21 protein-coding genes are annotated in these 24710 nt (G+C 57.9%); 9 read left to right on the forward strand and 12 right to left on the reverse strand.

Annotation, left to right across the window (positions count from 1 at the left end; genetic code table 11):
* The first annotated feature begins 318 nt into the window (after window positions 1–318).
* Genes AC2TEL_RS21080 through AC2TEL_RS21090 form a run of 3 tightly spaced genes read left to right on the forward strand, consistent with a single transcriptional unit; the run spans window position 319 to window position 5357 of the window.
* Complete coding sequence (locus AC2TEL_RS21080; protein WP_480863215.1) at window positions 319–2748, forward strand: GcvT family protein; 2430 nt, start codon at window positions 319–321, stop codon at window positions 2746–2748.
* Window positions 2749–2763: 15 nt separating this feature from the next.
* Window positions 2764–4281: a trimethylamine methyltransferase family protein gene (locus AC2TEL_RS21085; protein WP_480906768.1), complete on the forward strand. Its 1518-nt coding sequence runs from the start codon at window positions 2764–2766 to the stop codon at window positions 4279–4281.
* A 53-nt stretch (window positions 4282–4334) separates the two neighbouring features.
* A complete protein-coding gene (locus AC2TEL_RS21090; protein WP_480906771.1) occupies window positions 4335–5357 on the forward strand; it encodes an Ldh family oxidoreductase in 1023 nt (340 codons plus the stop codon).
* Window positions 5358–5386: 29 nt separating this feature from the next.
* On the opposite strand, the gene AC2TEL_RS21095 is transcribed toward AC2TEL_RS21090, so the two are convergent.
* The 7 genes from AC2TEL_RS21095 to AC2TEL_RS21125 all read right to left on the reverse strand — a co-directional run bounded on the left by AC2TEL_RS21095 (window position 5387) and on the right by AC2TEL_RS21125 (window position 13112).
* Window positions 5387–5731 carry a DUF427 domain-containing protein gene (locus AC2TEL_RS21095; RefSeq protein WP_480844537.1) on the reverse strand — a complete coding sequence of 115 codons (345 nt, stop codon included), beginning with the start codon at window positions 5729–5731 and terminating at the stop codon, window positions 5387–5389.
* Window positions 5732–5795: 64 nt separating this feature from the next.
* Window positions 5796–7586 carry an aminopeptidase P family protein gene (locus AC2TEL_RS21100; RefSeq protein ID WP_480906774.1) on the reverse strand — a complete coding sequence of 597 codons (1791 nt, stop codon included), beginning with the start codon at window positions 7584–7586 and terminating at the stop codon, window positions 5796–5798.
* Between the two features lie 75 nt (window positions 7587–7661).
* Complete coding sequence (locus AC2TEL_RS21105; protein WP_480906777.1) at window positions 7662–8840, reverse strand: alpha/beta hydrolase; 1179 nt, start codon at window positions 8838–8840, stop codon at window positions 7662–7664.
* 294 nt (window positions 8841–9134) lie between these two features.
* On the reverse strand, window positions 9135–11012 hold the full coding sequence (gene cobT / locus AC2TEL_RS21110; protein WP_480906780.1) for a cobaltochelatase subunit CobT: 1878 nt from the start codon (window positions 11010–11012) through the stop codon (window positions 9135–9137).
* Window positions 11009–11371, reverse strand: a complete 363-nt coding sequence (locus AC2TEL_RS21115; RefSeq protein WP_480906782.1) for a hypothetical protein — start codon at window positions 11369–11371, stop codon at window positions 11009–11011. Before AC2TEL_RS21115 ends, cobT begins: the two co-directional genes overlap by 4 nt.
* Window positions 11371–12357, reverse strand: coding sequence for a cobaltochelatase subunit CobS (cobS, locus tag AC2TEL_RS21120; RefSeq protein WP_480906785.1), 987 nt, complete (start codon window positions 12355–12357; stop codon window positions 11371–11373). The genes AC2TEL_RS21115 and cobS overlap by 1 nt, the downstream gene beginning before the upstream one ends.
* Window positions 12358–12506: 149 nt before the next feature.
* Window positions 12507–13112 (reverse strand): methyltransferase family protein, encoded by a 606-nt coding sequence (locus AC2TEL_RS21125; protein WP_480844544.1) that lies wholly within the window; start codon window positions 13110–13112, stop codon window positions 12507–12509.
* Window positions 13113–13566: 454 nt separating this feature from the next.
* Here AC2TEL_RS21125 and AC2TEL_RS21130 point away from each other — a divergent pair, with 454 nt between their 5' ends.
* Window positions 13567–15021: an arylsulfatase gene (locus tag AC2TEL_RS21130; RefSeq protein ID WP_480844545.1), complete on the forward strand. Its 1455-nt coding sequence runs from the start codon at window positions 13567–13569 to the stop codon at window positions 15019–15021.
* A gap of 66 nt (window positions 15022–15087) precedes the next feature.
* Here the strand turns inward: AC2TEL_RS21130 and AC2TEL_RS21135 are convergent, their stop codons facing one another.
* On the reverse strand, window positions 15088–15714 hold the full coding sequence (locus AC2TEL_RS21135) for a J domain-containing protein (RefSeq protein ID WP_480844546.1): 627 nt from the start codon (window positions 15712–15714) through the stop codon (window positions 15088–15090).
* Between the two features lie 106 nt (window positions 15715–15820).
* Here AC2TEL_RS21135 and AC2TEL_RS21140 point away from each other — a divergent pair, with 106 nt between their 5' ends.
* Window positions 15821–16075 (forward strand): BolA family protein, encoded by a 255-nt coding sequence (locus AC2TEL_RS21140; RefSeq protein ID WP_480844547.1) that lies wholly within the window; start codon window positions 15821–15823, stop codon window positions 16073–16075.
* A 349-nt stretch (window positions 16076–16424) separates the two neighbouring features.
* Window positions 16425–17876, forward strand: a complete 1452-nt coding sequence (gene xylB, locus AC2TEL_RS21145) for a xylulokinase (RefSeq protein ID WP_480906788.1) — start codon at window positions 16425–16427, stop codon at window positions 17874–17876.
* Window positions 17877–18026: 150 nt separating this feature from the next.
* Here the strand turns inward: xylB and AC2TEL_RS21150 are convergent, their stop codons facing one another.
* The gene (locus AC2TEL_RS21150) at window positions 18027–19979 is read right to left on the reverse strand and encodes a hypothetical protein (protein WP_480906791.1); all 1953 of its coding nucleotides are present in this window, start codon (window positions 19977–19979) and stop codon (window positions 18027–18029) included.
* A 492-nt stretch (window positions 19980–20471) separates the two neighbouring features.
* On the opposite strand from AC2TEL_RS21150, the gene AC2TEL_RS21155 reads away from it, so the two are divergent.
* The 3 genes from AC2TEL_RS21155 to AC2TEL_RS21165 are packed head-to-tail and all read left to right on the forward strand — an operon-like array spanning window position 20472 to window position 22142.
* Window positions 20472–20762, forward strand: a complete 291-nt coding sequence (locus AC2TEL_RS21155; RefSeq protein WP_480844550.1) for a hypothetical protein — start codon at window positions 20472–20474, stop codon at window positions 20760–20762.
* A 14-nt stretch (window positions 20763–20776) separates the two neighbouring features.
* Complete coding sequence (locus AC2TEL_RS21160; protein ID WP_480844551.1) at window positions 20777–20905, forward strand: hypothetical protein; 129 nt, start codon at window positions 20777–20779, stop codon at window positions 20903–20905.
* Window positions 20898–22142 carry a molybdopterin molybdotransferase MoeA gene (locus tag AC2TEL_RS21165; RefSeq protein WP_480906794.1) on the forward strand — a complete coding sequence of 415 codons (1245 nt, stop codon included), beginning with the start codon at window positions 20898–20900 and terminating at the stop codon, window positions 22140–22142. The genes AC2TEL_RS21160 and AC2TEL_RS21165 overlap by 8 nt, the downstream gene beginning before the upstream one ends.
* Before the next feature lie 228 nt (window positions 22143–22370).
* Here the strand turns inward: AC2TEL_RS21165 and AC2TEL_RS21170 are convergent, their stop codons facing one another.
* The 3 genes from AC2TEL_RS21170 to AC2TEL_RS21180 all read right to left on the reverse strand — a co-directional run bounded on the left by AC2TEL_RS21170 (window position 22371) and on the right by AC2TEL_RS21180 (window position 24573).
* Window positions 22371–22877, reverse strand: a complete 507-nt coding sequence (locus AC2TEL_RS21170; RefSeq protein ID WP_480906797.1) for an N-acetyltransferase family protein — start codon at window positions 22875–22877, stop codon at window positions 22371–22373.
* A gap of 8 nt (window positions 22878–22885) precedes the next feature.
* On the reverse strand, window positions 22886–23440 hold the full coding sequence (locus AC2TEL_RS21175; protein WP_480906800.1) for a helix-turn-helix domain-containing protein: 555 nt from the start codon (window positions 23438–23440) through the stop codon (window positions 22886–22888).
* Window positions 23441–23556: 116 nt separating this feature from the next.
* Window positions 23557–24573 (reverse strand): Fe(3+) ABC transporter substrate-binding protein, encoded by a 1017-nt coding sequence (locus AC2TEL_RS21180; protein WP_480844565.1) that lies wholly within the window; start codon window positions 24571–24573, stop codon window positions 23557–23559.
* Window positions 24574–24710 lie beyond the last annotated feature (137 nt).

The raw sequence follows: 24710 nt of genomic DNA on the forward strand, positions 1-24710 counted from the left end.
ACCCGCAGGGCTTTTTGCATTCCGCCAACACAAGTGAAAGCACTGTGGAAGCAAGCGGGGCGGGATGGGGAATGTGGCGGTCGGGACTGGAGTTGGAAGGATTATTGTTATTCGGTTCGCAAACGAAACTCGGGCCCAACCAAGCATTACCAATGCCTTAGGTCAGCTAATCCAGCATTATTTTTTTTGTAATTGATCCAGTGAACCTATTGAGGTCTCGTATCATTTGGATCGCCATGCTTACTTGATTTTGGCCTGCCCAGGCCAGACGATGCAGGTCGCGCCAAATCTACCCGGCAACATATGGAGGAGCCTGAGATGAAATCACATGCGAAAGTCGTGGTTGTCGGAGGTGGATGCGTGGGCGCGTCGATCCTCTACGGGCTGACCGAACAAGGCTGCACGGATGCCGTGATGCTGGAGCGGACGACCCTGACATCGGGTTCGACATGGCATGCGGCGGGTCTGTTGGTGACTTTCGTGCGTTCGCACAACGTCTCGAAGATGACGATGGAGACGATCCGCATCTATACCGAAGTCGAGCAAAAGTTGGGAAGCTCGGTCGGTCTGCGCAAAGTGGGTCAGTTGCGCATCGCAAATACCGAGAAGCGTTGGGACGAATTTCAATCCTACATCTCAATCGCCGAGGCCGCCGGGGTTCCCTGTAAACTGGTAACACCGGAGGAGATTGCCGAAATCCACCCGTTGCTGAACCAGTCCGAGCAGATTCGTGGCGGGATCCTCCATACCGAAGATGGGTATGTGAACCCGGCGGACATCACTATGGCATTGGCCAAACTGGCCCGCGATGCGGGTGCCAAGGTCTATCAGAACACAGAAGCGCAATCATACGAAAAGCTGGACAACGGCCACTGGAAAGTCACGACCGATCAGGGTGACATCACCTGCGAGCACCTGATCTTCGCGACTGGAAACTATGCCCGCGAAAACGCGCGTCGCGTCGGTCTTGATCTGCCCTGTATTCCGATTGTCCACCAGTACTGGACCACAGAAACCGTTCCGCTGCTGAAAGAGCGCCGCGCGCAAGGCTTGCCGGAATTTCCCATCCTTCGGGATGAAGATTACGGAGCGTATCTGCGAGAAGATGTAGGTGGAATTCAGTTCGGCCCGTATGAATTCACCAAAGACCTCAAGCTGTTTGCGGAAGACCGCGTGCCGCCGGATTTCGGGGCAGACTTGCTGCCCGAAGACTTCGACGCAGTGGAAACGCAGTGGGAACGCGCCATCGAACGTGTGCCGACGCTGGGAGAGATCGGCATCAAGGCCAACACCCGTGGACCGTTCCAGATGACACCGGACGAACTGCCGCTGGCGGGGCCGGCTCCGGGACATGAGAACCTGTGGTTGGCCGAGGGTATGCCCGGTGGTATTCTCTGGGGCGGCACAGTCGGGAACCGTCTGGCCAAGTGGATTGTCGACGGCGACCCGGGGATGGACATGTCGGAACTGGACCCGCGTCGCTTCTCTGACTATGCGTCCAAGCGCTGGACCATGGACAAGGTGCGCGAAACCTGGGGCACGCATATGGATGCCCATGTCCCGGGTGAGGATTTCCCTGACGCGCGCCCTATGAAAACCGTGGGGTCATATGACCTGCTGACCGCGCAGGGGGCGGTCTGGACCAGTTTCAACGGGTATGAGTTCCCACGCTGGTTTGCGCAGACTCCGGAGGAGGCCATCCCCGAACACAGCTTCCGCCGCACCGATCATATGGAACGGGTGCAGGAGGAAGTGCGCACAACTCGCGAGGAGGCGGGGTTCATCGAGATGTCGCCGATGACCAAATTCACCGTGCGCGGCCCCGGTGCTGCGGCGTGGTTGGACAGCATCATGGCCAACAAGCTGCCCAAGGTCGGCCGCATGACCTTATCACTGATGCTGAACCACAAGGGCGGTATGGATGCGGAATACACGATCGTGCGCTACGCCGAGGATGATTTCTATCTGATCTCGACGCCGAATTGGCGCGCGTATAACTGGGATCAGTTGCAGCGCGTTCTGCCCAAGGATGGCTCGGTCGTGATCGAGGATATCTCGGAACAGCTAGGCGTGATCGCTCTGGCCGGGCCAAAGGCGCGGGAGATTCTACAACCGCTGACCGACAACGATTTGTCGAACGCGGCCTTCCCTTGGCTTTCGGCGCAAATGGGTGAGGTCGGGTACGCCAAAGACGTGCACCTGCTGCGCGTCTCTTATACCGGTGAGCTGGGATGGGAATTGCACCACCCGGTCGGCTACAACCGCCATCTTGTCGACCTGCTGTTGAAGGCGGGCGTCAAACCTTTTGGGCTTGAGGCGTTGGAATCCATGCGCCTCGAAAAATCCTATCGCGCGATCAATCGCGAGATCTGCAAGGACATGACGCCGTATGAGGCGAGCCTGGATCGATTTGTCGTGACCGAAGGCAGGGAATTCATCGGCAAGGCGGCCCTTCTGAGACAGAAGGATGAGGGTGGATACAACCGCCTGGTCACGTTGAAATTGCCGTTCTGCGATACCTCGGTAATGTTTGACGAAGGTGTCTACAAGGATGGCAAGTTGATCGGGCGCGTCACCTCGGGCGGGTTCTCGTATTATTGCAATCACGATATTGCAATGGCGCTGGTCCCGCCGGAACTGACCGCCGCTGGCACAGAACTGAAGGTGCTGATCCATAACGAAATGCGAGATGCCGAGGTCATCGACATTTGCGCCGTTGATCCCACCAGTGCCCGCGCGCGGGCCTGAGCGAGAGGTGGAAACATGACACAGCCAAATCCACGTTCAGCCCGCGGCGGTCGTGCCGCGCGTGTGCGCGCCCGCACAAACCCGCCGCCAGCGTATCTGTCGACCTTGAATTGCCGGGTGGGCCCCATCGATCTGCTTGGACCGGACGGCGTCGAGAGGCTTCACAACGCGGCGATGACCATCCTCGAAACGACCGGGATCGAGTTTCGCGATCCTGTAGCGCTGGCCGATTGGAAAAAACACGGTGCGGATGTCGATGGCCAGCGGGTTCGGATTGGGCGCGACATGCTGATGGATCTGATTTCGTCCGTGCCCTCGGAATGGGGTTATGCCGCGCGCAATTCTGATCGCTCCTTGCGGGTGGGGGGGCGAAATTCCGTTTTTGCCAACGCCTACGGGGCCCCGTTTGTCTATGACCTGGACGGTGTTCGCCGCCCTTCGACACTGGAAGACGCGCATAACTTCTTCAAGATGAGTCAGATGAGCCAGGCTATGATGGTTCCGGGTATCCTGCCCGTCGAACCGCAGGATGTTCCGGTTCCGCAGCGCCATTTGGAGTTGGTACATGCGGCACTGACCCTGACCGACAAACCCATCAAGGGCTCGGTTCTGTCCGAGCAGGCTGCCCGAGACAGTGTTGACATGGCCCGTATCGTCTTTGGTGAGGAGTTCGTCGACAATAATGTGGTCATGGCCGCCCTTCTGAACTGCAACACCCCGCTGGTCTGGGACGAAACCATGCTGCAAAGCCTGCGGGTCTATGCGGCTGCCAACCAGCCCTGCCTGTTGTCGCCTTTCGTACTGGCGGGTGCCTCAACTCCGGCAAGTCCGCAGGGCGGCGTCGCGCTGTTGATCGCGGAGGGCCTTGCAGGCATGGCGTACAGCCAGATAATCCGCCGGGGCGCACCGATGGTTCTGGGCGTGGCGATTATGGGTGTCTCGATGAAAACCGGCGCGCCGATGATGGGCTCTCCTGAACCGGGGCTGATGAACCTGCTGGTCGGGCAGATGGCCCGCTTCTATCAGGTGCCCTGGCGGACCTGTACCATGTGGACCGGTTCGAAGTCCCCCGACATGCAAGCAGGGTATGATTCAGCCAATTCCATGTGGCCCGTTCTGTTGGGCGGTGCCAACTACATCGTTCACTCGGCCGGGTTTCTTGAAGGCGCACTGGGCGTCAGCTATTCCAAGTGGGTGCAGGACGCCCTGCAACTGGAAAACTTCCATCGCTTCTTCAGCGGCCTTCAGGACGAAGACCTGGACGCTCTTCTGGGGGATATTGGCAATATCGGTCCCGGCGGTCACTTCCTTGGCACCGATCATACGCGTGAAAACCCGATGCATATGAACCAACTGCAGAACAATGACAGTTTTGAACAATGGGAAGCAGAGGGATCGAAGACAGCCGAAATCGTCGGTCAGATAGAAGCGCGACGCATTCTGGACAATTACGTTCGGCCCTTCATGCCTGACGATCAACGCGGCGCGCTGGATGAATTTGTTGCCAAAAAGCGCGCGGAATACCAAAGCTAACAAAGATCAAACTAGGGCACCTGCGCCCTTTAGCGCCAATACAGGACAGGACTATGGAAATGGCCGACATCTCGACGAAAACGCTCTCACTTGAAGAGGTCAGGACCCTAGCCAAGTCCGTTCTGGTATCAGTCGGGATGGACGAGCGAGGCAGTAACGTTCTGGCAAATCTGGTAATGCTGTCCGAGCGTGACGGCCCACGCAGCCATGGGCTGCGCATGTTGCCGGTCTACGCGCAGAGCTTTACTTCGGGATATGCCAATCCTACGCCCAGCCCGACGGTTGAGCGTCTGGCCCCTGGCGTTCTGCGCGCCGATGGTGACAACGGGTATTACCAGATCGCCGCCGAGAAGGCGCGGGTCGAACTGATAGCGTTGGCGCGTGAAAACGGAATTGCCGCCTTTACCTGCAGCAACTGTCACCACTTGGCGGCGTTGCGCTTTGACACCGAACCGCTGGCACAGGCCGGGTTGGTAGCCTTGGGCGTCGTGAACTCGTTGTCCATGGTTGTACCGCAGGGCGGTATTCGCCCTGTATTCGGAACAAACCCGATGTCATTTGCCTGCCCGCGCGACGGGAAAGAGCCGATTGTCTGGGATCAGGCTTCCTCAGTTGTGGCGCTTATGGATGTCAGAATGGCTGCGGCCGAGGGGCATGATCTGCCACGTCCGGGTGGCCTGGATACGACAGGCTCTCCCAGCACCGACCCCAACGCCATCCTTGAGACACGCAGCCTGTTGCCATTTGGCGAGCACAAGGGCGCAGCCATTGCCTTCTTGATCGAGGTTCTGGGCGCAGCGCTTGCTGGCGGAACATTGTCTGTCGACAACGCTTCGCGCGAAGCTCACGGAGCGCTGAATATCAAGGGCGGCGCCACCATGATCGCCATTGACCCGACCCGATTTGGCAACCCTGTGTTTGGTGACTACATCACCCGGATATGCGCGGAAATCGAAGGCAATGGTGAGGCCCGGGTGCCGGGGGACGGCAGGCTGTCAAAGCGGGCCTCGGCCACAAGAACCGGCGTTGCCGTCAGCACAGAACTCTTGGCGCAACTCGAAGAGCTGCGCCAATAAATCTGACGCAAAAGGCCTGCATGAGGGCGTTAAAGCTGTTCGACCTTCACCGAGTCGTTTGGATAAAACGCCAGGTGTTCCTTGATCTCCGCGACCGCGGGGATTGGTTCCTCGTAACTCCAGACGGCGTTGTCGGTGACCGAGGATTTGTTGACGATCGAGAAATGCGTCGCGTCGCCCTTGTGGGGGCAGTGAGTCACCTTGTCGGTCTGGTCCAGAAAGGCCATGGCGATATCGGCGCGCGGGAAATAGATCACGGGGTCCAGATCGCCCTCAAGCAGTTCCAGCGCATTGCTGGTTTCGCCCAGAATTGCTCCTCCAGAGCGGACGGTCCATTTGCCTGGCAGGCGGCGGATCGTGATGTGATCTGTCATTCCCTCGGTCTCCTTCGTCGTGTCGGGCCCCCATCTGGTGCCCGCTTTATGTAACAGTTCGATGTCACAACGGGGCAGTTGCGGCATCCAACCACAGTTGTGCGTCAGGGCCCAGCCTGGGCCGCAGTTTTTCCGCGACGTCGCGGTGATACTCATTCAACCAGGCACGCTCGCTTGCGGTCAGCATGTCGACCACGATCAACCGACGGTCAAGGGGGACGTAGGTCAGTGTGCGCCAGCACAGCATCGCGCGTTCCGTGTCTCCGCCCGGTAAGGCCGGTGCTTCCTGAACCACCACGAGGTTTTCGAGGCGAATACCGAACGCGCCTTCCCGATAATACCCCGGCTCATTCGACAGGATCATACCGGGTTCAAGCGGTACGTGGCTGATCCGGGACAGGCGTTGAGGCCCTTCGTGAACGCTCAGGTAAGCGCCGACACCGTGCCCGACACCGTGGTTGAAATCCTGCCCGGCCATCCAGATTGGCAGTCGTGCGACGCATTCAATGTCGCGCCCTGCCAGACCAACGGGCCAGCGCAGCATAGACATGGCGATCATGCCTTTCAGGACCCGCGTAAAGCAGGCTTTCTCTTCGTCTGCGACATTACCGATTGCGATGGTCCGGGTGATATCGGTTGTGCCGTCCAGATACTGGCCGCCGCTGTCCAGAACCAGCAAATGACCGTTCTCCAACCGGCTGTCCGTTTCTTCGGTCACCCGATAGTGCATGATTGCGCCGTTCGGCCCGGTACCGGCAATGGTTTCAAACGATATGTCCTGAAGCGCGTTGTCTTTGCGGCGGAATTCCTCAAGCCGCGTGACCACCTGTGTTTCGGTCAGGCTGCCGGCGGCTTGAGCGTCCAGCCAGCACAACAGTTCTATGACGGCAACTGCGTCGCGCAGATGTGCCTCGGCGCTGCCGGCTATTTCAGCCTCGTTCTTGCAGGCTTTGGGAAGTGCGCAAGGATCACCGCCGTCGATCATCCGGTCACCCAGAGCGTCCGCAACGATCTGAGGCAGAGTGCCGAGATCGACCTGAACGGTGCCCCCCAATCGGCTGACCGCCGCAAGAAATTCGTCGGGCTCGTATTGTGTCACCTTCGGTCCGAAATGCCCTTCAAGTTCTGCGAGTTTTTGCGCGGCCATGAACAGATCCACGCGACCGTCGCTATGCAGAATGGCAAATCCGTGTGCCACCGGGTTGCGTGCAATGTCCGAGCCCCGAATATTCAGCAACCACATGATGGAATCGGGCAGGGTGACAACGGCTGCCGAATGCCCGGCCTTTTTCAGATCATCGGCCAGTCTGCCGATTTTGCTGTCGGCGCTTTCTCCGGCGAATTCAATGGGGTGCGCCTTGACCGGTTTCATTGGCGGGTCCGGCTGATTCTCCCAGATCCGGTCTACCAGATTGTCACATCGCACCAGCTCGATCTTGCTGCCATTCAATTCTTTCTGGGCCGTTGCAACCTGTCCCGCAGCATGCAGCCACGGATCAAACCCCACTTTGCCTCCGTTTGGCAACTGCTCCTTCAGCCAGGTGCTCAGGCTGACATCGGGCCAGGGCACCGGTGTATAGTCGCTGGCCACCTGCGCCTTGACCTGAGTGCGATAGCGCCCGTCGATAAACACCCCGGCGATATCCGCGAGCGCCGCGCAGAACCCGGCGGAACCCGTAAACCCGGTCAGCCACGCCAGCCGCTCATCCCGAGGGGCCACATACTCCCCCTGATGTGCATCTGACCGTGGTATCAGGAACCCGTCCAAACCTTCACGCGTCATCTCCGCGCGCAAGGCAGCCAGGCGAGGCGGCCCCTGTTCCGGGCGCGCAGTGACTTCGAAGGACTGGAACATGGTGGCCTCATTCTTGTCTCGATGCCGGGGAACCTGAGGCCTGCGGCGGCAAATGTCCAGCACCTCGGCCCGACGTTATTCAGTTGCCCCGAGGAAGCCTTGCAGCGTCTCGATATAGGTTTCGTAAACATCGTTGCCGGGCAGGGGAATGTGATTGGCAGTCTCCAGTATGACCAGTGACGCATCAGGAATACCCGCTGCCAACTTTCGCGCCTCTGACAAGGGATGCACAGCGCTGTTGCGACCGTGCAGAACCAACGTCGGGCATTGCACCTTTGGAAGCAGATGCAGGATCGAAGCGGTGTTCCCGCTGTCCCGCTGATACAGTTTCTGTTCGACGGAATAGAGCGCTTGCATCTCGTCCACGATCTCGCGCACCGTTTCAAGCGGGCCTTCAGGGAAATAGCTCAGCAGTGAGCCGACGGCATAACCGCTGCCTGGATCCTTCCAGCCTTCAATGATCAGGTTGCGGATCGAATCCGGCCCGGCCACGCCTTCACGGTGATCACGGCCCTCGGCCCAGCCGCCCACGATGGCCAGCCTGCTGACACGTTCGGGATATTTCGTGGCAAATTGCAGGGCCGAGAATACGCCGCCAAATTCCGAGACGATGGCAAATCGGTCGAACCCTGCGGCCTGTGTCACGGCCAGTATATCCTCTGCCACCCCTTCGTAGTTCGCCCGGCAGGGATCGCCCCAATGGGACTGCTGGCTTTTGTTGTAACGCAGCATCGTGAATTTGGCGTCCATCGCTTTCAGATAGGCGCGTTCTGATGTCAGCCGCCATTCCGCCTCAAGGTCATAAACGATCGAACCCACCCTCAGCACCGGAAGACCTTCGCCGGATACGGCGAATGCTATCGCCTGGCCATCATGGCCTCGGGCGTATTTCAGTTGCTGCATTCGCCTGTTGCCGTTCGGATCGGGCTCGGGCTCGGGCTTGGGCTCGCGGTGAACCTCCGCCGTCATTTGCAACCCGCGCCGCACAATCGTCCGAATAATCCGCTGCGCCTTGCCATCGTCGCCCACCGCCTTGCGGGCCGCAGCGATGCGGGCACTGATCGTCGATTCCGAAACGAAGCGACCGTTCCAGACCCGCTCGATGATCTCTTCACGGGCCACCAGCTTGCCGGGGCGTTCGGCCAGCAATTCCAACAGATCAAAGACCTGGGGTTCGACCGGTACAGTCTGACCGCCACGCAGAAGCACGTGACGGTCCACGTCCAGAACACAATCTGCAAACTCATAGCGCATGGGCCGAATACACTCCGTTTCGTTAGAAGCCACAAGGTTCAATGGCATTCCCAAAGGTTTCTCGGGGATTTCTCAGGATTGTCTTCAAGCGGGAAGGCAGCGCGGTTGCCAGATTGAAGGCAACAGACAGGAGATACAAATGATGCCGCCATTCGACACCGCATTGTTGCACCACACCGCCGTTCGGCACAGGTACAAGGCACGCCAGCCCGGAACCGAACGAAAAACAGGATCGGTCGTGAAGAACTGGCTGATAGGGATGCTATTCCGTCCGGCAGGGCGGGGTCAACGGGTTTAACTTGCCCGTTTCATCCCCATCACACGGGCCCGCGCGCGCGGGTCGCTGTCGAACAGGGCCGCCAGTTGCTCGGTCATCGCGCCGGCCAGCTGCTCGACATCGGTGATTGTCACCGCGCGGTCATAGTATCGGGTCACGTCGTGACCGATGCCGATGGCCAGCAGCTCGACCATCTTGCGTTTTTCGACCATGGCAATGACGTCGCGCAGGTGTTTTTCCAGATAATTGGCCGGGTTCACGCTCAGCGTTGAATCATCGACCGGAGCCCCGTCCGAAATCACCATCAGAATCTTGCGCTGCTCGCGCCGCTGGATCATCCGGCGATGTGCCCATTCCAGTGCCTCGCCGTCGATGTTTTCCTTCAGCAGGCCCTCTTTCATCATCAGGCCCAGATTCGGGCGCGCGCGACGCCAAGGGGCGTCCGCACCTTTGTAGATGATGTGACGCAGATCATTCAGACGTCCCGGCTGCTGAGGGCGCCCGTCGTTCAGCCACGCCTCACGCGCCTGACCACCTTTCCATGCCCGCGTGGTAAAGCCCAGAATCTCGACTTTCACGTTGCAGCGTTCCAGCGTCCGCGCGAGAACGTCGGCACAAATGGCGGCAATTGAAATCGGACGGCCGCGCATCGAGCCCGAGTTATCCAGCAGCAGCGTCACCACCGTATCGCGGAATTCGGTATCCTTCTCGACCTTGAAGCTGAGCGGCGTGGTCGGGTTTGCCACTACCCGCGCCAGGCGGCCCGCGTCCAGAATGCCTTCTTCGCGATCGAACTCCCAGCTTCGGTTCTGTTGTGCTTGCAGGCGGCGTTGCAGCTTGTTGGCCAGACGGCTGACCGCGCCTTTCAGCGGCTCGAGTTGCTGATCCAGATAGGCACGCAAACGTTCCAGTTCCGCAGGCTCGGCCAGGTCCTCGGCCGCGATCTCTTCGTCGAATGTGTTCAGGTAGACCTTGTAGTCGGGATCGGCCTCGGAGGCCGGCGGCGGGGCGGGCGGTTCCATCGGCGCCTCGCCTTCGGGCATCTCGGCCTCATCGCCCATTTCATCCTCGGCCATTTCGTCCATCGAGACCTGGGCCTGAGACTGGTCCTGCTGCTCTTCCTGCGTCTGCTCAGGGGTTGCATCCGCGTCCTGCTCGTCCTGATCATCCTGACCGGTGCTGTCGGGATCCGGCTGTTCCTCTGCGTCGTCCTCGGCCTGATCTTCCTGCTCGTCGTCCAGCTCATCGGGGTCATCCCCCAACTGATCGCCATATCCCAGATCCTTGATCACTTGCCGAGCGAATTTGGCAAACTCAGCCTGATCCGAGAGTATCTCGTCCAGATTCTCCAGTGTCCCGCCAGCCTGCTCTTCGATGAACCCGCGCCACAGGTTCATGATGTTTTCAGCGGCAGGGGGCAGATCGCGCCCGGTGGCCAGATGCCGGATCAGATACCCCGCCGCCACGGACAGAGGCGCATCGGCTGGCTGCTTGCACTGGTCATAGCCGCGCCGGATCGCCTCATGCCCGATCTTGACGTCGATGTTGCTGGCCGTTCCGGGCATATCGCGCGCGCCCATCGCTTCGCACCTCGCGGTTTCCATCGCCTCATAGAGATCGCGCGCCATATCTCCGGGCGGCGCATAACGCGCATGGGTCGCATCGTCATGGTACCTGCGCTGCAACGCCAAAGCATCCGCAGTACCCCGCGCCAACAACACTTCCTCTCGCGTCATCCGGCGTGAAACTTGCGGCAACCGCATCGATTCACCCGACAGGCCCGAAGGATCGACGGTATAGCTTACTGACAGCTCGGGATCATCGGCCATGACCTTGGTGGCCTCGGCCAAGGCTTTCTTGAACGGATCGGCGGGGTTGTCGTTTGGTTTGCTCATTCTGGTTTCCCCGAAGCCCGATCAATGTACCGGGCAAAAACAACATCTGGGTTTTGCTGCAACAAATATCTGCAGTGTATCCGAGAATTCTGGCTTGGTTTCAGGTCCGATACAATGGGCTTAGGCGTCTTCCACTGCTGTGCTATGACGCCTACAGGCACATCGTCCAGTTCTACAACCCAGGTTGCTTTACCTCCCGAAATGCACGCCAGATAGTTTTTCGACTGAATAGCTTCACAAAGATCAAGGCTCGTTACAGACGAAGGAATGGTAAGCGTGGCACGATGAGGTGCAGACACATCATCCCCTGCAGCTACGCTATCCCGCGTCAGCGACAACGAATAATGTGTGCTGTTCATCACCCCAAGCTCACACTTGCCGCGCTTTCGGGCAGCTCCTCGTCAAAGCAGCGCTGATAGAATTCGGCTACGGTCTGACGCTCCAGCTCATCGCACTTGTTCAGGAACGACAGGCGGAAGGCATAGCCCACGTCGCGGAATATCTCGGCGTTTTGCGCCCAGTTGATCACGGTGCGTGGGCTCATGACGGTGGACAGGTCACCATTCATAAAGGCGGTTCGGGTCAGGTCGGCGACGGTAACCATCTGGCTGACGGTCTTGCGGCCCTTCTCGGTGTTGTAATGCGGTGCCTTCGACAACACGATCATCGTTTCTGCGTCGTGGCTGAGGTAGTTCAGCGTCGAGACCAGCGACCAGCGGTCCATCTGAGCCTGGTTGATCTGTTGCGTGCCGTGATAGAGACCCGTCGTATCGCCCAGACCGACGGTGTTTGCCGTGGCAAACAGGCGGAAGTTAGGGTTCGGCGTGATGATCTCGTTCTGGTCCAGCAAGGTCAGCTTGCCGTCATGCTCAAGCACGCGCTGGATCACGAACATCACGTCGGCGCGGCCCGCGTCGTATTCGTCGAAGACGATTGCGACCGGGTTCCGCAGGGCCCAGGGCAGGATGCCTTCGTGGAATTCGGTGACCTGCTTGCCGTCGCGCAGCTTGATGGCGTCTTTGCCGATCAGGTCGATCCGGCTGATATGGCTGTCGAGGTTCACGCGAACAGCAGGCCAGTTCAGGCGCGCGGCGACCTGTTCGATATGGGTCGATTTCCCGGTGCCGTGATAGCCCTGGATCATCACCCGGCGGTTGTGGGCAAAGCCCGCCAGAATGGCCAACGTCGTTTCGGGGTCGAACTTGTAAGTGTGGTCGACGACCGGCACACGATCACTTTTCTCTGCAAAGCCTTTGACATTCATGTCGGTATCAATGCCGAACACGTCACGGACCGAGATATCTTCGGTGGGTTTTGCGTTGATGTCGATCGATCCGTCAGCCATGCGTCTTGTCCTTATCCTTTGCCCCGCCCGGCGGGTTTGAACCTGTGTGTGGTGCAACATATTGCGGGCAAGGGCAAGGGAAAGCCGCGCGCGCCCCGGACTAGTGCGGTCTTTCTTTGAAACTGGACTTATGGACGTGCAAGCGCCGGTTATTCGAGGATCGCGTCACGCACCCGGATCAGGCTGCGTTCGTCCACGAAGCGCGGGGTCGATTGCATGTATTCGTGAAACGCGCGGCCATAGCCCTGCAGCAACCAGCGTTCTTCGTTGAGCACGAATAAGAAGTAGATTACGAACAATGCCGCCGCCAATCCCAGGGTTGCCCACGAACCGCTGGCGATGCCCAATCCGACCGTAGCCAGAACCGAGGTCACATATTGCGGGTTTCGGGAATAGGCATACATGCCGCCCGTCACCAGGCCGTCACTCTCGCAATAGGTGTTGTCCAGGCCCAGAAAACGGTAGCCCCACAGTGTGATCCCGAAGGACAGGACCATGATCGGAACACCGATCATGTAACGCACCCAATGCCCCCAACCGTTTACCCAGACTTCGCTGAATGCGAAAACCACCGTCGCACCGCAAAACAGCCGGAACAGGCCAAAGGCGGTATGATGGCGCCATCCGCTGGCGCTAGGCCACAATCCTAACTGCGGGAGACGCAGGTTCAGCGCCAGATATGCGCTCAGCAACAGGGCCGAGCCGAGAGCAACCAACAAAGAAATCGCATGTACAGGGTAAATGAGGTGTTCCATATCGCGTTCCAATTGGGACAGGTCTTTTTCGGATATGGGCTGTCAAAGCGGCCCATGAGACAGGCCGTAACGGTTATTTGTAACAGCTTGAAAAAACTCAGCGCCCTTATCAAGCACTGAACCAAACTGTCGCCCAATTGAACCGCCTCAACTTTTTGGTCGACCGTTGCGGTCGCGGTTTCAGACGTGCCAGTGCTTTGAGCAGAGTGTGGTTCATGGTCATGAACAGGGCCGATCAAACACCAGTCGGCAAGCTTAACACAAATCGCGAATGTTTCATGTATAATGACAATGGCTGCTACAAGGTGTGTGATGTCACGCGTTTGGAAGCCGTAATTTTCAAGGTCGTAATTGAGGGAATGAAATGTCGAAATTCGCAAGTACGAAACGGCGCATTGCCGCTGGGCTATTGGGGATCGGATTAGCCTTTCCTGCTCTGGCTCAAGACAAGCCAATGAATTTTCTGATCATCTGGGGCGATGACATAGGTTACTGGAATGTCAGCGCCTACAACCAGGGCATGATGGGGTATGAAACCCCCAATATCGACCGCATCGCCAACGAAGGCATGCTGTTCACCCATGCGTATGGCGAGCAATCCTGTACAGCGGGCCGCGCAAGCTTTGTCACCGGGCAGTCCGGTTTTCGCACCGGCTTGCTGAAGGTCGGTTTGCCGGGAGCAAAAGAGGGGATCAGTGAAAAAGATCCAACCATTGCCGAATACATGAAGTCCAAGGGATATATGACCGGTCAGTACGGCAAGAACCATCTGGGCGATCTGGACGAGCATTTGCCGACCAATCATGGTTTCGACGAATTCTTCGGCAATCTCTATCACCTCAATGCCGAGGAAGAGCCCGAGAATGTGGACTATCCCAAAGACCCCGCATTCCGCGAACAGTTTGGCCCTCGCGGTGTGATCCGATCCAGTGCGGACGGAAATGTCGAAGATACCGGCCCCCTGACCCGCAAGCGAATGGAAACGATCGATGAAGAGGTGACGGTCGGCGCGCTGGATTTCATCGACAGAGCGGTCGAGCAGGAAAAACCATTCTTCCTTTGGTATAACACCACCCGCATGCACATTTTCACGCACCTCAAGGAGGAAAGTCAGGGCGTGACAGGTTTGGGCGTATACCCGGACGGCATGGTTGAGCACGACAAGATGGTCGGCCAGATGCTGGACAAACTGGATGAGCTTGGCATCGCCGACAATACCGTGGTCATGTATTCGACCGACAACGGGGCCGAAGTGTTCAGTTGGCCAGACGGCGGCACAACCCCCTTCCGTGGCGAGAAGAACGACAACTGGGAAGGCGGCTATCGCGTTCCGTTGCTGCTGAAATGGCCGGGGGTGATCGAACCGGGGCGTCGGTCCAACGAGATCATCAGCCACCTCGATTGGTTCCCGACATTCATGGCGGCGCAGGGTGATGCAAACATGAAAGAGATCATGCTGACCGAGGCGCCTTTTGGAAATGGCAACGAACCGGTGCACCTCGACGGTTACAATTTCCTGCCATATTTCAAGGGCGAAACGGACGAAGGACCACGCAGGGAGTTTCTGTACTTCTCTGACGGCGGCGATCTTGTGAACTTGCGCTACAACCGTTGGAAAGTGGTCTTTGCCGAACAACGTGCCCATGGGTTTGATGTCTGGCAGGAACCGCTGACATTCCTGCGTCTGCCGAAGATCATCGATCTGTATTCCGACCCGTTTGAGCGCGCCGAGCATGAATCGATAGGCTATCCGAAATGGCGCCTAGACCGTACTTACCTGCTGGTTCCCGCGCAGGCGTTTGTCGCGCAGTTCCTGTCTACGTTCAATGACTACCCGCCAAGACAGAAACCGGCCAGTTTCTCGATCGATCAGGTTCTGGAGTCGCTTCAGCGCAATCAGGGCGGCTGATCGGGACATACCAATGAGCTTAAGAGCGCCGGTTCAGGCGCCCTTTTTGAGTTGAATGCCGGGAATTTACTTGAAGTTCCGGCTGTCCTTGATCTGATCCCAGGCCCAGACAACCTCCTGCAATTGCTCTTCCTGCGAGCGGTCGCCGCCATTCATATCCGGGTGCAGGACCTTGATCAGCTTCTTGTAGGCTTTGCGCACTTCGGCCTTGGTCCAGCTGTCCTTGGCTTCGAGGATTTCAATTGCGCGCCGCTCGGTCGGCGGCAAACGACGGCCGCCGCCACCTGCGGTACGGCCGGGATTCTTGGTTGCGTTCCCACCAAGAACCTGATGCGGGTCTTCAATACCCAAACGGGCCCAGGCGCGGGCCTCGGGGTCGCCCATGGGTTTGGTCTCACGCTCCCAAACCTTGTCCTTGGAACGTTGCGCGTTCAGTTCGGCCTCGGTGGTACCGTCGAAGAAATTCCACTTCTGATTATACTCGCGTACGTGCTGCTGACAGAACCAGTAGAAATCGTCCAATACGTCCGGCGCCTTGGGTGCGCGGAATTTTCCGGCTTCTTCGCAGCCCTCATGATCACAGATTCGGACCGAGGTTTCCGACGCACCTGACATGCCCCGACGACCGCGCGGATTCTTCTTTTTGGCGCTGGAAACGGACATATCGAATCCGAACGGGTCTGATTTCACCATGGGCGTGCTCCTGCGAACGCGTCTTTTCGACTCGGAGGCGGCAGTTTAACGTAAGGGACAGAGAGTAGAAGAGGGGAGCGGCAAAAAATTTGCCGCCGAGCGAAAAATGACCGTTACCGAAGAAATCCGCGACCGCCTGCAGGCGGCTTTCAACCCGCGCGAGCTGGAAGTGATCGACGACAGCGAGAGCCATCGCGGCCATGCGGGGTACCGTGACGGAGGAGAGAGTCATTTCAACGTACGCATCCGGTCCGAGGCGTTTCAGGGTCAGTCCCGCGTAGCGCGGCACCGGGCCGTTCACGCCGCGCTGGGTGACGTCGTTGCACGTATTCACGCGCTGGCACTGGATATCGACGTCTGAACCGGGCAACACGTTTCGCGATCAACCGCTGATCGGGAATTGCCCTACCGTTATCCCCAGCGCCCGCTGAAGTGTTGAGGCAATCAGGTCAATGCCTGATCCGATCTGTCTAAAATGCGGAAGTCATGTCGGCCGGTCCCACGGGGTTGGAACACCTTTATCAGAAAATTGATGTTACCCGGTCGACCCTGACGATGCAGATGCATCGTCAGGCCATAAGGTGCCTTGATGGGCCTGCGAATACCCCGAACGGAGGCGAAAAACCCTCCGAGCCTTTACGAAAGCCTTCAGAAGGGTTCAATCGCAAGGTATCGTGGAGATGGTGCGCGCCTGTGCAAGGGGGGGGTGGATGTCGATTCTGGGAATAGATCTGGGCACCTCGGGTCTGCGCGCCCTTCTGGTCGACAAGGAAGGCGTGCCAATCGGTTCGACCGAACGCCCCTATGATGCGCAGCATCCGCGCCCCGGCTGGTCCGAACAGAATCCTGCCGACTGGATTGTCGCGCTCGAAGGCGCCATCGACGAAATGCGGCACCGCTACACAGCCTTCGGCGACCTATGCGGCATTGGCGTCGCCGGACACATGCACGGAGCGACACTGCTGGACGCCAATGATGCCGTGATACGTCCCTGCATTCTGTGGAATGATTCCCGCTCCCATGCCGAGGCCGCAGAACTTGACGCACAACCCGAGGTCCGGCGTATTTCAGGCAACATCGTCTTTCCGGGCTTCACCGCGCCAAAGCTGGCGTGGATCAGAACCCATGAACCGGAGGCATTTGCAAGGGTTTCGAAAGTCCTTTTGCCAGCCGCGTTTCTCAACCACTATCTGACCGGCGAATTCATTGCTGACATGTCAGACAGTGCCGGCACGTCGTGGCTCGATGTCAGACGGCGTCGCTGGTCGGAACAGCTGCTTGAGGCTGGAGGAATGCGCAAGGACCAGATGCCGAAATTGGTAGAAGGAACCCAGAGTGCCGGCATGCTTCGCGCGACACTGGCGCAAAAATGGGGACTTTCCCGTCCTGTCATCGTTGCAGGTGGTGCCGGAGACAACGCGGCCGCGGCTTGCGGTATCGGAGCCTTGGAAGAGGGGCAGGGGTTTGTCTCGCTGGGCACCTCCGGCGTCTTGTTGGCCGCGCGAGATGGATGTCGCCCCGCACCGGAGTCCGCCATGCACACCTTCTGTCATGCTGTTCCCGGGCGTTGGTATCAGATGGGCGTCATGCTGTCGGCCACCGAAAGCCTGAATTGGCTGGCCCGCATAGTCGGTGACAAGCCCTCGTCGCTCACTTCCGCTCTGGGCGATTCGATCTCGGCTCCCGGAGAGGTGCGCTTTCTTCCGTATCTTTTCGGTGAAAGAACACCTCATAATGATGCGGCCATTCGCGGTGGATTTACTGGCCTGTCCGCGGATACGAGCCGAGAGGACATGACACGCGCCGTTCTCGAAGGGGTGGCATTCGGGTTGCGCGACAGCTTCGACGCCTTGCGCGCGACAGGCGTGAGGTTCGATCGCCTGGTGGCAATTGGCGGTGGCAGCGCATCGCCCTACTGGCTGGAGTTGATTGCCACGGTTCTGGGGGTGCCTCTGGCAAAGCCAGCGTCAGGAGAATTCGGTGCGGCGCTTGGCGCGGCACGGTTGGCCATGATTGCTGCAGGACAGGGTCAGCCGGAAGAGATCATGCTTGCGCCGGAGCTTCATGCTCAATTCGATACGAATGAGACCTTGAGAGAAGGTTTCGAGGAGTCCTATCAAAAATTCAGGCGGTCCTATGCCGGGATCAAAGCAATTCAATAACCGTGACGAGAAAGATCAGCTGTTGGCTGATTCGTTCAACATTGCTGGCTTTGACCCTCACCCAAAAGGATGAATTGCACCGGGTTAAGTGTGCGCCACATAGGAAACGGCCCAATTGGTTTCAAGGGGCGACGCTTGCCTTCTGACGGGCTAACGCCCGATCAGAGAAAGCAGGGTCTCTTTTGCGTCGATCAAACGATCGGATTGTTTTTGAACCGCAAAATAGTTTCTGAATGTTTTTTCCGGGGCAAACCAAAGCATTGACGACAGACGATAAGTTGTGGCCGGTGGCTCAGCCACAGCGGCGAGCTTGTCCTCGGCTGTGACATGGACCGACAAGTTGCCAAAACTTGATGCAAGTTTTTCTTCGCAGCGCCCGACCGGGCACATGATGACGGCGGCAGTCGACTTGTCCGCCCAACTGCGCCGCGCATAAACATTTGCGACCATTATGTCATTCCCGGTCACATCCCGGTCAAAACGATCCCGATAATTTACGTATGGCAGTATCTCTCCGAGAGCTGAATTCAGGTTCAAGACGGTCTGAACACTGTAATCGCCTCGCAATTCCTCGTGCATCCAAATCCCGGCAGCCTGACGCTGAGGCCCGTGCTCAAGCTCCCATACTGCTGGGCGAACAAGAAACAGCGCTGCTATGACACCCGCCGCCCAAACATATCGGGGCAACGTCCCAGGGCCTAGCCCAGCGTACCATGCTGCCAGAAGTATTGCGCAGGCCGGGACCATGTGATGCAACAACGAGCGGAAACCTTGAGTGTAGAAAAACGCTGCGTAGCAAAGCCCAACGAACACCAGAATCTTTACGATCACCGTGCCGCGAACCAATAGTATCGGTGCCGCCAGAACAGGAACGATCGCCGCCGGCAATAGAAGGTATGGCAAGCGTTCGAAATCAACAAAAGATAGGAAGCGAAAACGTCCCGGCGCTCCACTCACATCGAACTCGTAACCGGGAAGCGGCCAGCCCATAGACTGCGAGAGTGCATACCAGGCTTGCAAAATCAAAAGTGCCGCAATGACCGCAGCGGCAACCTTTATTAAGAACGCTCGCCGCCCTTGTCCCGCGAAAAGAAACAACAGGCCCGAAAAAAATAATATGAGAGGTCCGCCCGTAGGCACTGATATGACTGAAAGGGCTGAGAAAACCGCAGCTTCTGCAAGCTTCCCCGCGACGATGTATCCGAACGCCGCCAGGACCATCGCGCAGAACAAGACTTCGCGCGCATAGGGCATCGCCATGTCGGCATATTGCTCGTAGCTACCTGAATAGCTAAGTGAAATCGCAAAGACGATGAGCGTAGAGCCGATCAGCGCAAGATCTGTGATTGGGAAGTTCCATTGCTTTCGGATAGCCACACTCAGACGACAGATGGCCAGAAGCAGGATGCCGGATCCGACCGGGCCAACAAGACGAACGGCAGGCTCGGATTCGCCCAAGAACAATGCATACAGTGTCGAAGGGACGTGATTGATAAGTGTGTTGAACGTAGGATAGCTATTCAATCCGCCGGAGCCCGGCGGCCAAAAAGGTGTACCCGCACGCACAATCCGTATGGTGCTTTCCAATGCTTGTGCGCCATCATCATTGAATGCTTCGAAGTAGATTTTCGGAGCCAGGATTGCAACGAGCACCCAGGTAAGTGCGATGGCAGCAACAACGGCACTTATGCCTGTCCAACTGACTTCAAAGGTGTCCTGCCGAGCTACAAGGACCAGACCAAGAAACAACAATAAACCACCAGCAACGAGCACGTGAATTAATGTAAGCGGTTCTGAAATAACGGCCCCGAGCAGCAGTACCAGCACCGGCATCGCGATAAAGCCCACTCCAATGCCGCCGAGGACACTATCCAGGATGTTCTCCGGCCGCCTCGCGCCAACATAGGCAATTGTACTTGGGCCGATCAGCCATAGTGTTGCGCAAAATGTGAGGGCAGGAGAGACCAGAACAAAAAACACTGGGTCAGCTGCGACACGTGACAACCCGTTTTCGGTGAGGGGCGAAAACGACAACGCCATGTCACCAATTGCAGAGCCAAAAAGGAATGCAAAAACAAATCCCGAAATCGAGAGCGCGGCCAAGCAACATACCAAGTAACGGGAGTTCACAGCAATATCCTTCCTTCACTCACAAATACGCACAAAAAGCCAATTTTGCCGAGAGGTCTCAAATACTATCCACGGGACATTTCTTGTTAGAAGCCGCAGGGCAACTGAATTCGGGGAATACAACCAGAAGTGTTGGGTGCAAGATCTTGGATCGTGTTTCGGCCACAACGTTCACCTGCTTTGATCTCTTGCCTAACACTGTTCGCTGTTCAATGGCCGCAACTTCATAACACAAGTCCCTCCAGCAAAAGATTGCCATTTTGGTAGAGTAGTACACAACAGAATGGCAAAATAAACGTAGGATTGGCGCGTATTTTGGGCCAATGGCACTGTTTTCACGCCTATTGCTCGGCTTGCGGTTACAAACGTTCCCGCGGGTTCCAAGGGATAGCGCCACCGAAATTCCAACGAGGCCACCCGATTTGAACTGGTCCACAGTTATGTTCAGAAAATGAAGGACCGAAATTGGCAAACAAGCGACCGGGGCCGGAAGTGGTTGCCTCTGAGTCGCGTCCGGAAACCATTCGTATTCTCCCGGAAACCACGTCGGAGTATGCCAAGGCTGCCATCTTACCTTTCTTGCTGGCCAACCCTGAGCAGCGAAGCGTGACCTATGTCAATGAAAGTATCCGAGCAGTGGTGTTCATTGGCCGCGAAAAAATGGCCGGGCTACGCGACCAAGTGCGTCGCATGCAATGGCCAGTGATGACCAGCGCTTTGGCCGATCTGCCGGGGAAACCCTCTCGGGCGGCCTGAACCCGGAGGGATAGATGGAGTTTGCCCACAAGGCCGATATGGCCATGATGCTTGCACGATCGGCGGGGGTCGCCCCGGTGGCCAAGGCCGAGCGCAGGGGGTTTGAAGGACATTTAGTGCAACTGGAGGCACAACATGGCTGACGGCTGCGGCTGCGACCGCCAAACCAATCTGTATCTCTCGGTATCCGAAGCGCTGAGCCGGGGGTTGGCCGCGTCCCGGCCGATCATTGATACTGAGATTTTGCCATTGGGACAGGTGATAGGGCGCGTTCTGGCCGAGGATTGCGTCAGCAAAGTGGACATGCCGGCCTTCGACAACTCGGCCATGGATGGTTATGCCGTCCGTCTGACCGATCTTGGTGAAGGCCCGACTTACGACCTGCAAATTGGTGGGCGCGTGGCTGCTGGCGACGGCGGCGCGCATGCTGCGCCAAGTGGTAGCGCGCTGCGCATCTTTACCGGCGCGCCGGTCCCCGCGGACTTCGATGCGATCGTGATGCAGGAAGACTGCGAAGTCACGGCTGAAGGAATCCGGTTCACCCGCCGCCCTAAGAATGGCCAGCATATACGCCGGGCGGGCGAAGACCTGAAGGCCGGTGAACCAATCCTGCGCCGGGGAAGTGAGATCGGCCCGCGTGAGATTGCCGCGTTGGCCTCAGCGGGTTACGGTCAGGTCTCGGTCTATCGCAAGCTGCGGGTTACGATCTTTTCGACCGGCAGCGAGTTGTGTCAGCCCGGTGTGCCATTGAATGCCGGGCAGATCTATAACTCGAACCGCTATATGCTGCTGGCATTGTTGGACAAACCGTGGATCGACCTAATGGACAAGGGGCCGGTCGATGATGACCCAGTGCTGTTGGAGCCGGTCTTGCGCGAGGCTTGCGACTCGTCCGATCTAATCGTCACCACAGGCGGCGTTTCGGTCGGGGACGAGGATCACATGCCGCGTATCTTCAGCCAAATCGGCGGCGAGACCGATGTGATGAAAGTGGCGATGAAGCCCGGCAAACCGATCATGTTCGGGCGACGTGGAAATGCGCTTTACATTGGTTTACCGGGAAATCCGGTTTCAGCATTTGTGACGTGGCAGATCATCGGGTCGCACATGATGGCGCGTCGCGCCGGGCTTCAAGGAACGAGCCAAACGCCGGAACAGGCCGTTTTGGCCGAACCGCTGCGGCGGCAATCAGGACGCCAGGAGTATCGCCCGGTTTGCATTGAGGGCACGTCACCGGACGGCACCCCAAGGCTGCGCCTGATGGCGGACTCCTATAGCGGGCGCGTGGCCCTGCTGGCCGAGGCTGATGGGCTAGCCATTATCCCGGCCGATACAGAGGCCATGCCAGCCGGTCAGACCTTGGGCTTTTTGCGGTTTTGATGAACAGGTCCGCCCATGAAACCAGACGGAGCCGTATCTAGCACGCGCTGGAGTTTGGTGGATGCAGAAGCTCTGTACCAGCAGACAGGTTCGCTCGGTAGTTCTTGATGAGAGAAGAGTGCATTCTCATGGCATCGATGATGTGCAGCTCACGATATACTTAAAAACTTACCTTGATCCGCTGGGGTATCGGTAGTTGTTTTGGCTCAAATGTGCGGAAACAGCGCTCTAACTCAGGTCTTTGTACATGTAGGTCGTGGGCTCCAATCGGTTTTCGAAAGGGTTGCGGCAGTAGTTCGGAATTTCTCCGGCAATCTGAAAACCCAGCGACTGATACAGAATTCGCGATGGATCCGAACTGCGCGTATCCAGTACCAGCATGGACTTGCCCAGTTCCGCTGCCCGCGTTTCGAGCGCCGCCATCAGCGCCCGACCCAGCCCCCGACGTCGGGCTTCCGGGTGCACCAGCAGTTTCGCCACATCGGCGCGATGTGGCTGGTTCGGCATGGCTGCCGGTATCAGCTGGACGGTTCCCTGAATGCGTCCATCTCCGTAAAGGACGAACAGATCCAGATTGCCTGATCGCAACTCCGGTTGCACTCGATCCCGCCAATAGGTGCACGCGTCTTCGATCGAAAAGGGCAGAATGAAACCGATGCTGGCCCCGGAGTGAACGCAGCCATGCAGAATTTCGGCCAGATCATCCAGCGCGCTGTCGAAATATGCGTCGGTCAACCGTGTAATCATATCAGAACCAGAAGATAACGCGCACCGCGAGCGGGTCCGGTTTCAAACCGCGTCGGACCGGACAGATGATACCGTAAGCAGTCACCGCCACCCAGCGCGTGGCCGACACCGTCGACTGTCAGGGTCAGGGCTCCATCCATTACAATCAGATGGTGTTCCTGCCCGGGTCTTGGCGGTGCATCATAAGAAATGACTGTTGCAGGCGGCAGGTGACCTTCCATCACCTCACCGCTCAGACCCGCCGCAGGAGGAGAGACCGACCGTCGGGTAAACCCGGTTTCAGGATCGCTCCATTCCGGTTGGCGTTCAAAAGGGACCTTGGGATCAAAGCTGTCTTCGACCATCATCAACAACCGCGACATGGGCAACCCGTAAGCGGCGCACAGACGGCCAAGAGATTCGGCGGTCGGGCTGACATCGCCTTTCTCCATCCGCGACAGGGTGGCGCGGCTGATGCCGCTTTGATCAGCTAAGTGTTCGAGCGACCAACCGCGTCCCTGACGCAGCTCATTCAAGCGACTGGCGAGGCGGATTGAGAGGTTGTCCAGCATAGCTCACATACGAGAATCATGATCATATATGAGAGTATCATATAAAATCTATAGACGAGCAATGGAAAAGGGCGCAGAAAATCTGCGCCCTTTGGCTGCTCGACTAGGTGAAGGACTTATTTCCAGCCAACTTCGTTAAAGATCTTCTGTGCTTCCGGAATATTCTTGGCGACCTCGGACAAGTTCACCTCGTCCGCTTTGAACTCACCAAGCGCGGCGACGTTTTCCGCCAAAGCGACGCCTTCGACCGCAGGGAATTCGTCATTGCCGTTCGAGAAGTAGACCTGCGCCTGATCGCTGGCCAGGTATTCAAGGAACTTGACGGCGTTGTCACGGTTTGGTGCGTTGGCGGCAATGCCGGCGCCTGACAGGTTCATGTGCGCGCCTTCGGCATCCTGCGCCGGGAACTGCACGCCGATCATATCGATATCGGCGCTGAGACCTTTGACGTCTTTGCGCAGGGCGCGGGCAAAGTAGTAGGAGTTCGAAACGGCGATTTCGCACTCACCCGAAACGATGCCGCGCAGCTGGTCGGTGTCACCGCCCTGAGGGTCGCGCGCCATGTTGGCGACCACGCCTTCGGCCCAGGTCCTGGCGGTTTCTGCTCCGTGGTTGGTGATGATCGAGGCCAGCAAAGTTTGGTTGTAGGTGTTGCTGGACGACCGAATGCAGACCAGACCTTTGTATTCCGGCTTGGCCAGATCCAGATAGCTCGCCGGTGGGTTTGCGACCTCCGCTTTGTCAAAGAAGATTATCCGGGCCCTCTGCGAAAAGCCGAACCACTGATTGTCTTCGTCCTGCAGATTGGCCGGGATACGCTGTTCCAGAACGTCACTGTCAACCGGTTGCAGAATGCCTGCGTTCTTGGCGCGGGCCAGGCGCGAAGTATCCACGGTCAGCAGGATATCGGCGGGCGAGTTCGCACCTTCGGCTTCCATCCGGGCAATCAGCTCATCGGCTTTGCCTTCGATGCGGTTGATGGTGATGCCGGTTGCCTCTTCGAAATCGGAGTAGAGACGCTCGTCAGTGTCATAGTGGCGCGAGGAATACAGGTTCAACTCACCTTCGGCAGCGGCTGAGGTGGTGATCAGGGCCGCAAGGGCGGCGGCAACGCAAGTGGTGGATTTCAACATCATGTGTCCCAACATTTCAATTCGTTGCGGGCATAACCCGACTGAATTGGTCAATTAAACGATTCTCAGATGGATGCAAGCAAATCCGACAGATTTAGTTGGTCAAATGGCCGCGGCAGAATCAGGGGTGCAGGCCC

It is taken from the genome of Ruegeria sp. HKCCD9138, from assembly GCF_057220975.1.